The sequence below is a fragment of the Bacteroides sp. HPS0048 genome (assembly GCF_964240755.1).
In the GTDB taxonomy this organism is placed as follows: Bacteria; Bacteroidota; Bacteroidia; order Bacteroidales; family Bacteroidaceae; genus Bacteroides; species Bacteroides nordii.
The window spans coordinates 207,034-221,643 of the sequence record NZ_CAXSVC010000007.1; the positions used below are offsets into that span (position 1 = coordinate 207,034).

Consider the following 14,610-nt stretch of genomic DNA (forward strand, 5'->3'; position numbering starts at 1 on the left):
GAGAGTTAAAAGTTGAAAGTTCAAGTCTTTTAACTTATTTAGTTATTTAATTGACAGTTGACGGTGGCTATTTAATTGACAGTGGACAGTGGACAATTGACAATTGACAATTAGCTGCGCTATCACACTACATAGTAACTGTCAATTGTCAACTGTCAATTGTCAATTATCAATTGTCAACTGCTCTGAGTATTTTTCCAAAGCTCGTTCAAATACTTCCTTTGCCTCGTCCATCGTACCATAAAACTCACCACCCGAAGCATTCAGATGACCACCGCCATTAAAGAATTCGGCAGCCACTTTGTTACAGGGAAATGTACCTACAGAACGTAAGGATATCTTAATCATCTTAGTTTCCGTATCTTCACGCAAAAAACAAGAAAAGCAGACATTCTTAATGGAAAGAGGTATATTGACAAAGCCTTCGCTATCACCTTTGATATAATCAAACTGGCTTTGTTCATCTCTTGTCAAAGAAATCAACGCAGAGTTATACTCACGATAAACCCTCATATTTGACAAAACATATCCCATCAGCCTCAGACGACTCTCCGAATAAGTGTTGTATACTTTTCTATAGATATCATCCTTATCAATCCCTTTCGACAGAAGTTCACTGATAATAAAGTATATTTCACGATTATTGGAATTATAAGTAAACCCTCCGGTATCTGTCATCATACCTGTATAAATACATTCGGCTCCTTCCAAAGAGATATCACTGAAGTATCCCATACGGCAGATTAACCGGAATACCAATTCGGAGGTAGAAGATATTTCCGGATGTGAGATAATAATCTGACAGAATTCTTCGGGATATAGATGATGATCGATCATTATTTTGCGGGCAGGCGAAGCGGCTACGGCATCTCCCATTTTCTCGATCCGTTTCAAAGCATTAAAGTCCAGACAGCAAATCACATCTGCCTCAGCTATCAGCTTATCAGCAAATTCCTTGTAACGGTCGTACAACAAGATATCCTTGCTACCCGGCATCCATCTCAGAAAATCGGGAAAGACATTGGGTACAATCACGTTTACAGTCTTATCCTGTGAATCCAGAAAATGGGCAAGCCCCAAAGAAGATCCTATTGCATCGCCATCAGGAGATACATGGGATACAATCACTATTTTATCAGCACGTTCAAACCATTTTGTGAAATGATCTATCTTAGCTTGTTCTATTACTTTAGTCAGCATAATAATTATGTGTCAATACGCCAATGGGCAATGTGCCGATGGCCAGACACGTTTGTTTATGGATTAATATTCTATTTGCTTATCTTTCGTAAATTAGGCACATGGCATATCAGTACAATTGCCATATTACCGTCCGGCAAAATTACGATAATTCTTCGTACTTAAAGCAAAAACTCAGTAGAACCTTCATCTGAGAGTGATATAAAATGAACACCTTGCTGCTGACACTCCATTTTATATGCCTGCAAACGACGGTCGGAAAGAGAGGCATCAAGAATCACATTATGAATGACAAACAAGTCGGCCAATTCACACAAATGTCCGTCATAGCCTTTGCATACGTAAAGATAATCAATAGATAACGGCTGTAGGGTCGTTTTGTTTCGCCAGTAATTATCATTCAACACACAAACCCTGCAACCGGAAAAGGAAAGAAGGTGATGATCATAAACCAATGCAGGGCAGGTATAATCGGTAGTAACAGGTTGAGGGGGCTTCAACCCCTGGCGATTCCATCGCTTTGAAACAGCCCTGCGCAACCGGGATTCATCCGGCAAACTATCGGCATAAGCCAGCCAGGAAGATCCGTTGGACGCAACACAATGAACCACCGGACAATTGCGGACATTATAAAATACAATGCTTTGCCGGGGACGGTCGATTACTCTCATCGACACATGATAAATACAAACAAGAAATATACAGGAAAGACAGACAGCAAGACGCTTTCCCGTACGTGAGAACAGATACCATCCTCCCAAAATCAAAGCCAGATAGAATCCGAAAACCTCCGGAATATACACCCATACCCCATCAACAGACGCCCATGGGAGCTGCTCTATCCAACGGACACAATTGTTCAATGCCCCAACCAGTCTTCTCAATGCTGCCGCCGCAAGTTCTTGCAGGAAAGGCAGAGGATTCAGCAGCAACATAATGACGGCTACATACATTATAAGTGACACCAACGGTATCACCAATAAGTTGGTCAGCAGAAAATGGGTAGAGAAACGGGAAAAGTAGAGGAGCACCAGTGGAGCTGTGCCAATCTGCGCAGCAATAGAAACGCTCATCAATCCCCAAATGTACCGCCCGATGCGGGAACCCGCCACAGGAATCAATCTGTATATGCAAGGTTGTATCAGCAAAATAGCGGCCACTGCACAAAATGAGAGTTGGAAACCAACATCAAACAACCAGGATGGCCGACAAAGCAACATAAAGAAAGCTGCTATCAGAAGAGTATTCAGCGAAAAATTAGTTCGCCCGGACAACCTCGCCAAAGCAAACAGAGAAAACATAACTACTGACCGGACTACTGAAGCAGACAGCCCTGTAAAAAAGGCAAAGGTCCAAAGAGACAAAAGGATCACTAAGGTACGTAGTAAAGCCACTATCCGCCATCGCTCAGGTAACCATCGCAGACAGAAACAAAGCAGCAAATATAGAAAACCGATATGCAAACCGGACAAAGCAAGCACATGACTTGCACCGGATATGGAATAAGTTTCGCGGATATCTTCACTTAACTCCTCCTTATAACCGATGGTAAGAGCCGAAAGCACAGCTAAATCATCTCCCCGAAACCCAAGGCGACGATAAACAGACAAAACAGACTCCCGGCAATCCATTGCTTGCTGACGAAATGAGCGCATGGTACCCCGTGAAATCACTTTCCAGTTATCTGCGTAAGCAAATCCAATAGCAGCCACCTGTCTGCGGAACAAGAAACGGGCATAATCAAACTCATCCGGATTGCCATTATTCACCGGAGGAGAAAGTTTGGTATAAACCAATAGTTCATCCCCACTACGCAAGTGCTCGCTCAAGGAATCTTTAGTGAAATAAAGGAGAGCTTTATGATCCAAAGCAAGTCGCCCGGAAACAGAATCAATCTGTTCTATCAACAGTACGCGGCAAAGTACACTTTTCTCTTTCACCTGCGGTTGCTCCGTAACAATCAGCCTATAAGCCGTCTCTCTTTGTGGAAACACAGATTCAGCTTGGCGTAATTCCCGGTTCATCAATCCGGCACCCAAAGTAAAGCAGAAGAGAAGGAGGCAGCTCCCAAAGAGCCAACGTCCGGAGTAATGCTTCCGGTTAAAGAAGAAAATCAGCCCTCCGAAAGACAGAAGGAAAAGTAAAGAAACGCCAGAGGCAATCCTTCCGGACTGCCTCTGGAAAAAAAGTTCGTCGCCACAATAAATACCCACAACTAAAGGGCATAACAGGCGTAAAAAAGGATAGCGATGCAGCCAGGCAAAGAGCATTAATTATAGCTCTTTCAGCCGGTGGATCATCTCTTCAGGGTTTTCGGCAGCAAATACTGCGTTTCCTGCCACCAATACATCGGCACCGGCAGCCACCAGACGTGCACCGGTTTCAAGGTTTACCCCACCATCTACTTCAATCAAAGCTTTTGAGCCCGTACGTTCTATCAATGCACGTAGCTCACGAACCTTCTCTACGGAATGTTCAATAAATTTCTGCCCCCCGAAACCTGGGTTAACACTCATGATGAGCACCATATATACATCACAAATAATATCCTGGAGCATTGCGACGGGCGTGGCCGGATTTATGGTCACTGCCGGCTGCATACCTGCTTCCCGGATTTGCTGCACCACCCTGTGGAGGTGCGGACATGCTTCATAATGCACATTCATCACATGAGCTCCTAACGCTTTCACCTCCTGAATAAACTTCTCCGGTTGTACAATCATCAGATGTACATCAAGTGGTTTCTCACTTAGCTTAGCCACATACTTCAATACCGGAAATCCAAAAGAGATATTAGGCACAAATACGCCATCCATAATATCAATATGAACCCAGTCGGCTTCGCTACGGTTTAACATCTCAACATCTTTCGCCAAATAAGCAAAATCCGCAGAGAGAATAGAAGGAGATATCATTGGTTTCATGAGCTTGTCTTTATTACAAATTTAATACAATGATACAAAAGTAGAGGGAATAAACGGAAGTAACAAATTTATCCCAATATAATCCCTTGTAACCCTTGTGGCAATTGCTGTTCCACATAATAGTTACCGGCAAAAGAACGTAGAAAAGCCAGCGTTTGTTCACTGACCCGGGGCCTCTTACTTTCCACCGAGTTCTTTTCTTTGGGACACTGCTGATGAGAGGGAGTAGTTTTTTTATTCATAGGCCTTATACACTAAAAGGTTTGTTTCCTTTAGAACGTAGGAAACAAACCTTTTAGTATATAACAAGTTAGTTAAATTTAATCAACGGTAAGAACGACTCCGTTCTTTTCGGCCATACGGCGAAGATTAAGGATAGCATAACGCATACGCCCCAGTGAAGTATTGATACTTACCCCTGTCTGTTCTGCTATCTCCTTGAAACTGAGGTCCTGATAGAAACGCATATATACCACTTCGCGTTGTTCATCCGGCAAGAATTCCATCAAACGACGTACGTCAGACAATATCTGCCGGTTTACGATCGCATTCTCTATCGTCCCTTCTGCCAGACCGATATTATTCAGAATATTCACTTCCGGCTCATCACAGGACACTAAATTCTCTGATTTCTCCTGACGGAAAGAGTCTATAATCAAGTTATGGGCAATACGCCGCAACCAGGCAGAGAACTTACCATTTTCATTGTAACGTCCCTGACGGATAGTTATAATTGCCTTCATAAAAGTTTCTTGAAAGATGTCTTCTGTCATCTCGGAGTTGCGTACAATATAATAAATATAAGAGTACAACTTATCCTTATACCTATTTAGAAGTACATTAAATGCCTGATTCTCTCCTTCGGCATAGAGAGAGACTAACGTTTCGTCAGCCTTGTTGTTCCATGTGTTCATTACGTATGCGATTAGATATAATTAGCGTAACGTGTTTCTATAGGCATTCACATTTAAAGAGTTAATAATGGGCAAAGAAAAGGAATCTTAGTGAAAGAGCCAAAAGAAAAGAGAAATATTTTTAATGGGAGCCATATTATTAACTCATTGACGTGCAGTTTCTACTGCGGAAGACTAATTAATGAAGGGATTTACGATTAGACGATTAGATGATTTACGATTAGACGATTTACGATGTACGATTGAAGTTACCTTTTAATAGCCTGTTTCAGTGATGTTAAGCAGACTAATCCCAATCGTACATCGTAAATCGTCTAATCGTAAATCCCTTCATTATTGTTCCATTACGAATCACTTCATCCTCATATCCCCGGTAATTTTGTAACCACGCAACAGTTCTTCTGTCCTAAGCCGTTTCTTGCCGGGGAGCTGCAAAGCAAGAATTCCTATAAAACCATCCGTAACAGCTACTTTGAGAGATTTCTTTCCGTCTGTCACAATCGTACCCGGAAGCAATTGATGAGTTTCGATTCGCTTTTCGCTCTCGAAGATCTTCACTACAACGGAGTCTCCTGAAGGATTTATGAGTTCGGTCCATGCTGCCGGATAGGGGGAAAGGCCACGAATGAAATCATAGATACGTTTTACAGGCTGATTCCAGTCGATCCTACAGGTTTCTTTAAAGATTTTAGGAGCTGGACGTAATTCTCCTACTACAGCCATTTCTTCCTGTGGAATAGGTTTCACAGTACCCGCTAAAATGGCATCTACTGTCTCTACTATAAGCCTGCCACCTAACATCATTAGTTTATCATGCACGACTTCTACATTATCCGTATCTGCAATCGGAACGCGAACTTGCTGGATGACTTCTCCCGTGTCGATTTCGTGCTTCAAGAAGAAAGTGGTAATACCTGTTTCCGTATCGCCGTTGATAACCGCCCAATTGATAGGGGCAGCACCACGATATTGGGGAAGCAGAGAAGCATGCAGGTTAAATGTTCCCAAACGGGGCATATTCCAGACAACTTCCGGCAGCATGCGGAAAGCAACTACGATTTGCAGGTCGGCTTTCCATTCACGCAAAGCTTGCACAAAGCTTTCATCCTTCAGTTTCTCAGGCTGCAACAAAGGCAGATTATGGTCTAATGCAAACTGTTTGACAGGGGAGAACTGGATTTTATGACCACGGCCTGCCGGTTTATCGGGCATGGTAATCACACCCACCACATTGTAACCACCTTCGACGAGGCAACGCAAACTCTCCACTGCAAAATCGGGAGTTCCCATATAAACGATTCTTAAATCTTCTTTCTTCATAAATAATAATGTGACAATAGGCTAATGTAGCAATAAGTCAATTAAGTGAAAACAATAATGTGACAATACGACAATGTGGCAATAGGCCAGTTATATTACAACTCTATTATAACGCAGCCAATTGGCACATTGAATAATTATTCTAGTCTTCCGAGAAATGTACCAGTACCTGCCGGTACGAATTAAATATCTTCGATTTCGAAACGAAGCCCAGATACTTGCCTTCTTCGTTCACCACAGGCAGATTCCAGGCCTTTGTATCATCAAAGGTCTGCATCACCTGCTCCATACCATCCGTGTCAAACAGTTTGGCAGGGGCCGATGTCATCAGTTTATTCACCGTGAAACGATGATAAAGTTCTTGCCGGAACATGATGTTACGGATATCGTCCAGCAAGACAATGCCGAGCAATACACCGTTCTTATCTGTCACAGGAAAGATATTACGATGCGAAGCAGCAATGGCTTTAACCAGTTCACCCAAATCCATCTCCGGATGGACGGTTACGAAATCATTCTCCACCACATTCTCCATCTTCATCAGCGTCAGTACAGCTCTGTCCTTATGATGGGTCAATAGCTGCCCCCTCTTTGCCAAACGCATGGAATAGATACTGTGCGGTTCGAAAACAATGATAGTCAGATAGGAACTGACGGAGACAATCATCAATGGCAGAAAGAGGTCATATCCACCCGTCAGCTCGGCGATGAGGAATACCCCCGTCAACGGGGCATGCATCACTCCGCTCATCACGCCAGCCATCCCCATCAATGCAAAGTTCTTCTCGGGCAGATAGGCTGAGAATGCAAAGTCATTGCTGAAGTGCGAAAAGACAAATCCTGCAATACAACCTAAGTAGAGCGAAGGTGCGAAGATACCACCGCACCCCCCGCCTCCGTTCGTTGCACTGGAGGCAAAGACTTTCAACAGGATAATCAGTATCAGATAGACTTGCAGCAGATTGCCGTATCCATAAAACAGGGAGTTGTTCATCACCGTATCCCAGTCGGCATTGCTCGTACCGTTCAGCAAAAGGTTGATCGTATCGTAGCCTTCGCCATAAAGCGGTGGGAAAAGAAAGATGAGTACGCTCAGCATCACCCCTCCCAGGGCCAGCTTCTTATAAGGATTGTTGAGTTTGCCAAAGACACCTTCCACCGAATTCATGGCACGGGTGAAATACAACGAGATTAACCCACAGAAGATGCCCAGCAGAATGACAAAAGGGATACGTTCCAGTTCAAACGCCTGATCGAGGTGGAATTTGAACATCGCTTCCGTGCCGGTGGTGATATAAGAGACCGTAGCAGCCGTCACTGCGGAGATGAGCAGGGGTAGCAGTGAGGACATCGTCAGATCGATCATGAGTACCTCCAGCGTGAATACCAACCCGGCAATAGGCGCTTTGAAGATACCGGCAATGGCACCGGCAGCACCACATCCCACAAGCAGCATCAGCGTGCGGTGTTCCATCTTAAACACGCTTCCCAGATTGGAACCAATGGCCGATCCTGTCAGCACAATAGGTGCCTCCGCTCCAACCGACCCGCCAAAGCCGATGGTGATGGCGCTGGCAATGGTGGACGACCACACGTTGTGCCGTTTGATACGTCCCTGCCTCCGGGAGATGGCATAGAGGATCTTGGTAACTCCATGACTGATATCATCTTTCACAATGTTCCGCACAAACCATCCGGCCAGAAAGATACCTACTACCGGATATACCAGATAGAGGTAATTCACCCCCGTTGCACTAAAGTTGTCGGTAAGGAAATTCTGTATCGAGTGGATCAGGAACTTCAATATCAATGCAGCAATCGCTGTGAAAATGCCCACTAAAAAACTAAGGATAAGAATGAATTGCTTTTCCTTAATATTGTTTTCACGCCAATGAATAAAATGCTGTAGCAGACTAATCTTTTCTTTTTCCATATTTCTGTCTAAATGCCTTTGCCGATCCACACTTCTCTGACGGTTGCCAGTAGAATTTTCACGTCGAGCCAAAAGCTATAGTGTTCTAAATAATAAAGGTCGTAACGGGAACGTTCAATCATTTTCTCTATCGTGTTAGCATACCCGAATTTCACCATTCCTAAAGAGGTAATCCCTGGTTTCAGGTTAAATATCCGTTTATAGTCCGGGGTCTTCTCCAATATTTGTTGTACAAACCAGGCGCGTTCGGGGCGTGGTCCGACAATGGACATATCTCCCTTCAAAACATTCCAGAACTGCGGCAGTTCATCCAAATGATGTTTACGCAGTGTCCGGCCAAAAGCTGTCACCCGCTGATCATCAGAAACAGCAAGCAACGGCGTCCCATCTTCCGCACCTGTCACCATGGTACGAAATTTCACCATCCGAAAGGGGACACCTCCCTTTCCCAACCGCTCTTGCTGGTAAAAAACGCTACCCGCTCCCTGTATGCGAATGCGGATAGCAATATAGAGCAGTAATGGGCAACATAGCAACAACACCAACGCTGCCACCATATAATCCACCAACTGCTTCATCTATTCACGGATAATCTTTATCACTCCGCCTTTATCAAGTTTAATAATGCTCGATGGTTTGGGACGACTGATGTCATCCTGGCGAAAGCCTACAATATAATCTACCTGTGATTTAACGTCATCACTTATTTCACTGAAATTGACCGGCGAAGGCTGTCCGCTGATGTTGGCCGATGTCGACACAATCGCCTTGCGGAATTGCTGGCAAAGACGACGGGAAAAGTCCTCACTGGTCACACGGATACCTACGCTACCATCTTCGGCAAGCAGGTTCGGAGCCAGATTGCGGGCTCCCGAATAAATTATAGTAAGTGGTTTGTCGGCCAGTTCTATTAAGTCCCATGCCACTTCGGGCACATCCTGTACATAAAAATCCACCTTTACGGATGAGTCAACCAGAACCAACATCGCCTTACTGTCTGCACGTTTCTTGATTTCGTACACACGGCGCACTGCATCAGGATTGGTCGCATCGCAGCCCAGTCCCCAAATCGTATCGGTAGGATAAAGGATAACCCCCCCCTCCTGCATCACCTGACAGGCTTTTTTAATATCTTCTATCATTTCTTGATTTATATCTGATAAGAGTAACGCGCAAAAATACTACTTTTGCATGGTAATAACAAAGTTTAAGAGAAAACAAATGGAAGAAATTAAGTTTCGCCACACCCTGCCTATACAACTACGATTCAATGACGTAGATAAATTCGGTCATGTCAACAACACGGTTTACTTCTCATTCTATGATCTTGGCAAAACAGAATATTTTGCCTCTGTCTGCCCCGGAGTGGACTGGGAAAAGGATGGAATTGTCGTTGTCCATATAGAGGCTGACTTCCTGGCTCAGATCTTTGCATCAGACCACATTGCCGTACAAACGGCTGTTTCGGAGATCGGAACAAAGAGTTTTCACCTCATTCAGCGGGTGATCGATGTAGAAACCGGAGAGGTAAAGTGCATCTGCACATCCGTGATGGTAGCATTCGATCTGGATAAGCACGAATCGAAAGCGCTCACCGAAGAGTGGATCGATGCGATTTGCAAATATGAGGGCAGAGATGTGAGGAAAAAGAGACAGGAGAGCAAGGATTAGAGGACCGCATTTGTTAATATTTTAATACATACAAGTTCTGAAAAGCAGGAGGCGGACAGAGTAAAGAAGTGAGAAAACAGGTAAAAACCGATCTTTTTAAACCGCTATTTATCAACGTATTACAAAACATATTTCCCGGCTCCGGGGAGGAGACTGCTCCCCGGAGCCGAAGGGTGCGCTCCCCGGAGCCGAGGACGTTGCTCCCCGGAGCCGAGGACGTTGCTCCCCGGAGCCGGGACAGCCGAAAGTCTGCCGGGGGTTAGAGAAGCAGAGTTGACAACGGGAAGCATTTACTCTGATGTAATAATTATTCAAACAGCATATTTCTATTGCAGGGTGTTTATTCTTTATCGGTATTTCACCACAGAGGTCGCAGAGGGCACAGAGTTTAAATCTTTATTGAAACGCAGATGAACGCAAATTCTCGCAAAGGGAAATAACGATAAAATAAAGAACTACTGTTTTTTAATCTGCGTTCTGCGATCATCCGCGTTTCATCAGAGAAAACAAGATCTCTGTGCCCTCCTTGTCCTCTGTGGTGAACTGATTCATGTCTGAACAGGTTTGAATACTTATCGGTATAACATATCCCAATTGCCACATTATCCACCCTCCCAAGCAAGAAATGCCCCGTTCTCTTTGTAAATATCCTTTTCATACCGAAGTAATCCCTCTGAAATATTTTCATCTGATTACAGCCATGCTTCATCTTTTTTTCGTACTTTTACAGCTTCTTGGGGGAAAATGTCATTCTCTCCCATCCCGAGATACGAAAAAGAAAAAACAATATATAAAATGAATCACAAATGGAATTATCAACCCATCACATCAGAACAGGCAGAGATAAGCCAGACATTGGTTCAGGAATTAGGCATTAGTCCTATCCTGGGACGGCTCCTGGTGCAGCGGGGAATCACACGGGTACATGATGCCCGGAAATTCTTCCGTCCGCAACTGCCCGACCTGCATGACCCATTCCTGATGAAGGACATGGACATAGCAGTGGAACGTCTGAACAAGGCGATGGGAAAGAAAGAGCGCATTCTGATTTATGGAGATTATGATGTAGACGGTACCACAGCCGTGGCACTGGTCTATAAGTTCATCCAGCAGTTTTATTCAAACCTGGACTATTACATTCCTGACCGTTACAACGAAGGTTACGGTATTTCACGAAAAGGAGTAGACTATGCTGCCGAAACCGGTGTAGGCCTGATTATTGTGCTCGACTGCGGTATAAAAGCCGTAGATGAAATAGCCTATGCCCGCGAACGGGGAATTGACTTTATCATCTGCGACCACCATGTACCGGACGATATACTGCCACCCGCCGTAGCTATTCTCAATGCCAAGCGTCCGGATAACACCTACCCTTATGAACACCTCTCAGGCTGCGGTGTCGGCTTCAAGTTTATGCAGGCATTTGCAATCAACAACGGCATTGAATTTCACCACCTCATTCCTCTGCTCGACCTTGTGGCCGTCAGCATAGCTTCGGACATTGTGCCCATTATGGGGGAGAACCGCATCTTAGCACATCATGGGCTGAAACAACTGAACAGTAATCCCAGCATAGGAATGAAAGCCATCATCGATGTGTGCGGATTGGCAGAGAAGGATATCACCGTGAGCGATATCGTGTTCAAAATAGGCCCCCGTATCAATGCCTCCGGACGTATTCAGAACGGTAAGGAAGCTGTGGATCTGTTGACAGAGAAAGATTTCTCCGTAGCTCTTGAAAAGGCCAATCAGATAAATCAGTACAACGAGACCCGCAAAGATCTGGATAAGAGCATGACCGAAGAGGCCAACCAGATTGTAGCCAATCTTGAAGGACTGGCAGACCGCCGTTCTATCGTCATCTACAATGAGGAATGGCACAAAGGTGTGATCGGAATTGTGGCTTCCCGGCTGACGGAAATATATTACCGGCCGGCCGTAGTATTGACACGTACAGATGATATGGCAACGGGATCGGCCCGCTCGGTTTCGGGTTTTGACGTATATAAAGCCATAGAACATTGCCGTGACTTGCTTGAGAACTTCGGCGGACACACGTATGCTGCGGGATTGTCAATGAAAGTGGAAAATGTACCGGCATTTACCGAGCGTTTTGAAACATTCGTATCACAACACATCCTGCCGGAACAAACCAGTGCCGTAATAGATATCGATGCTGAAATAGACTTCAGAGACATCACTCCGAAATTCTTTAGTGATCTGAAGAAATTCAATCCCTTCGGCCCGGACAACCAAAAACCCATATTCTGCACGCACCATGTTTATGACTATGGTACAAGTAAAGTGGTGGGACGCGACCAGGAGCATATCAAACTCGAGTTGGTAGATAACAAATCGAACAACGTAATGAACGGCATCGCCTTTGGTCAAAGTTCACACGTACGCTATATCAAGACAAAGCGTTCATTCGACATCTGCTACACAATCGAAGAAAACACGCACAAGCGTGGCGAAGTACAGTTGCAGATTGAGGATATTAAACCCATTGAATGATTTACGATTAGACGATTGACAATTTACGATTGAAATTACTCTTAATTCTCTAAGATTACTCAATCGTAAATCGTCTAATCGTAAATCGTCTAATCGTAAATCGTCTAATCGTAAATCAAAATGGTGTTTTACCGCGATATACTCAAACAATACTGGGGTTATGACTCCTTCCGTGGTGTACAGGAGGAGATTATCAATAGTATTGGCGAAGGGCGTGATACACTGGGATTAATGCCTACCGGCGGTGGGAAATCCATTACATTCCAGGTCCCGGCACTCGCCAAAGAGGGTTTGTGCATCGTTATCACTCCACTCATCGCCCTGATGAAGGACCAGGTGCAGAATCTCCGTCAAAGGGGGATCAAAGCTGTAGCCATCTACTCGGGCATGACGCGGCAGGAAATTCTTATTGCGCTGGAAAACTGTATCTTCGGCGATTATAAATTCCTCTATATCTCACCGGAACGACTGGACACGGACATCTTCAAACAGAAACTCCGTGCCATGAAGATCAGCATGATTACGGTAGACGAAAGCCATTGCATCTCCCAATGGGGATATGACTTCCGGCCTGCCTATCTGAAAATAGCCGATATACGCGAACTATTGCCCGGAGTAGCCGTACTGGCACTGACTGCCACAGCCACACCGGAAGTAGTAAAAGACATCCAAAGCCGGTTGAAGTTTAAGGAAGAAAACGTTTTCCGGATGAGCTTCGAGCGAAAGAATCTTGCCTATATCGTACGCAAGGTAGATAACAAAACGGCCGAACTACTACATATTCTTCAACGGATGCAGGGAAGCGCTATCGTCTACGTTCGTAGCCGTCGCCGTACCAAAGAAATCACCGAATTGCTTATCAACGAAGGTATCACCGCCGACTTCTATCATGCCGGACTGGACAATGCCGTCAAAGATATCCGCCAGAAACGCTGGCAAAGCGGCGAATGCCGTGTGATGGTAGCAACCAATGCCTTCGGAATGGGCATTGACAAACCCGATGTACGTCTGGTAATCCATCTCGATCTGCCCGACTCTCCCGAAGCCTATTTTCAAGAAGCAGGACGTGCCGGACGCGATGGAGAAAAGGCATACGCCGTTATTCTCCACACCTCATTGGACAAAACGGCCCTCCACAAACGGGTCCCGGACACCTTCCCTGATAAGGATTATATCATAAAGGTATATGAACATCTGCAATATTATTATCAGATGGCAATGGGAGACGGACTCGACTGTACAAAGGAATTCAACCTGGAGGAATTCTGCCGCAAGTTCAAGCATTTTCCGGTTCCGGCAGACAGTGCTTTGAAAATACTGACCCAGGCAGGGTACATAGAATATACCGATGAACAGGACAACGCCTCACGTATCCTCTTTACCATCCGTCGCGATGAACTGTATAAGCTTCGCGAAATGGGTAAAGAGGCAGAAGCACTGATGCAAACCGTCCTTCGTTCGTATACCGGGATCTTCACGGATTACGCTTACATCAGCGAAACAGCATTGAGCCTGCGTACCGGGTTGACACGTTCGCAGATATACAATCTGCTAATGATGCTGTCCAAACGTCGCATTATTGATTATATTCCTCGTAAGAAAACACCTTATATAATATACACGCGCGAACGGGTAGAACCTGACCGCCTGCATATCCCGCCATCCGTATACGAAGAACGTAAGAAACGATACGTAGCCCGTATCGAAGCAATGGTAGAATACGTCACCTCCGAAACTGCCTGCCGTAGCCGTATGCTTCTCCGTTACTTCGGTGAGAAAAATGAACATAACTGTGGGCAGTGTGACGTATGCCTCAGCGGGAAAGCCAGTAAAGACTTGTCAGACAATACCTTCGAAGAAGTAAAGGAAAAACTGCTGGATTTACTGAAAGAGCGCCCTCTGACTCCCGCAGAAGTCAGCAAACGAATGGAAGAAGATAAAGACATACTGGCACAAGTCATTCAATATTTATTGGAAGAGGAAATAATAAAAACAGAGGATGGAATGTTGAGTAAGGTTATAGGGTTATAATGTTATAGAGTTGTAAAAATTACAGGACTATAAAGCGATAGAGTTATAAAAGTTATAAATTTGCAAATTATAGTGTTGCGGATTATAGCTACTATAACTTTAT

At 44.7% G+C, this 14,610-nt stretch carries 12 protein-coding genes; 3 read left to right on the forward strand and 9 right to left on the reverse strand.

What is annotated here, in order from left to right:
* Positions 1–162 precede the first annotated feature (162 nt).
* The 9 genes from ACESQI_RS08305 to ACESQI_RS08345 form a co-directional block, all read right to left on the reverse strand.
* The gene (locus ACESQI_RS08305) at positions 163–1,200 is read right to left on the reverse strand and encodes a bifunctional oligoribonuclease/PAP phosphatase NrnA (RefSeq protein WP_007486910.1); all 1,038 of its coding nucleotides are present in this window, start codon (positions 1,198–1,200) and stop codon (positions 163–165) included.
* A gap of 161 nt (positions 1,201–1,361) precedes the next feature.
* Positions 1,362–3,470 (reverse strand): ComEC/Rec2 family competence protein, encoded by a 2,109-nt coding sequence (locus ACESQI_RS08310; RefSeq protein WP_373125747.1) that lies wholly within the window; start codon positions 3,468–3,470, stop codon positions 1,362–1,364.
* A gap of 3 nt (positions 3,471–3,473) precedes the next feature.
* A complete protein-coding gene (rpe, locus tag ACESQI_RS08315; protein ID WP_007486907.1) occupies positions 3,474–4,124 on the reverse strand; it encodes a ribulose-phosphate 3-epimerase in 651 nt (216 codons plus the stop codon).
* 68 nt (positions 4,125–4,192) lie between these two features.
* A complete protein-coding gene (locus ACESQI_RS08320) occupies positions 4,193–4,366 on the reverse strand; it encodes a hypothetical protein (RefSeq protein WP_002562562.1) in 174 nt (57 codons plus the stop codon).
* A gap of 78 nt (positions 4,367–4,444) precedes the next feature.
* Positions 4,445–5,038, reverse strand: a complete 594-nt coding sequence (locus tag ACESQI_RS08325; RefSeq protein WP_007486906.1) for an RNA polymerase sigma factor — start codon at positions 5,036–5,038, stop codon at positions 4,445–4,447.
* Between the two features lie 351 nt (positions 5,039–5,389).
* The gene (gene fmt / locus ACESQI_RS08330; protein WP_081504756.1) at positions 5,390–6,358 is read right to left on the reverse strand and encodes a methionyl-tRNA formyltransferase; all 969 of its coding nucleotides are present in this window, start codon (positions 6,356–6,358) and stop codon (positions 5,390–5,392) included.
* A gap of 142 nt (positions 6,359–6,500) precedes the next feature.
* Positions 6,501–8,291, reverse strand: coding sequence for a chloride channel protein (locus tag ACESQI_RS08335; protein WP_007486904.1), 1,791 nt, complete (start codon positions 8,289–8,291; stop codon positions 6,501–6,503).
* An 8-nt stretch (positions 8,292–8,299) separates the two neighbouring features.
* Positions 8,300–8,869 (reverse strand): sugar transferase, encoded by a 570-nt coding sequence (locus ACESQI_RS08340; protein ID WP_195350741.1) that lies wholly within the window; start codon positions 8,867–8,869, stop codon positions 8,300–8,302.
* The gene (locus ACESQI_RS08345; RefSeq protein WP_373125750.1) at positions 8,870–9,433 is read right to left on the reverse strand and encodes an L-threonylcarbamoyladenylate synthase; all 564 of its coding nucleotides are present in this window, start codon (positions 9,431–9,433) and stop codon (positions 8,870–8,872) included.
* Positions 9,434–9,512: 79 nt separating this feature from the next.
* Here ACESQI_RS08345 and ACESQI_RS08350 point away from each other — a divergent pair, with 79 nt between their 5' ends.
* The 3 genes from ACESQI_RS08350 to ACESQI_RS08360 all read left to right on the forward strand — a co-directional run bounded on the left by ACESQI_RS08350 (position 9,513) and on the right by ACESQI_RS08360 (position 14,507).
* Entirely contained in the window at positions 9,513–9,962 is a 450-nt protein-coding gene (locus ACESQI_RS08350; RefSeq protein ID WP_195350739.1) for a thioesterase family protein, read from the forward strand.
* A 795-nt stretch (positions 9,963–10,757) separates the two neighbouring features.
* Positions 10,758–12,476, forward strand: a complete 1,719-nt coding sequence (gene recJ, locus ACESQI_RS08355; protein WP_002562570.1) for a single-stranded-DNA-specific exonuclease RecJ — start codon at positions 10,758–10,760, stop codon at positions 12,474–12,476.
* A gap of 120 nt (positions 12,477–12,596) precedes the next feature.
* Positions 12,597–14,507 (forward strand): ATP-dependent DNA helicase RecQ, encoded by a 1,911-nt coding sequence (locus ACESQI_RS08360; protein ID WP_002562571.1) that lies wholly within the window; start codon positions 12,597–12,599, stop codon positions 14,505–14,507.
* The last annotated feature ends 103 nt before the right edge of the window (positions 14,508–14,610 follow it).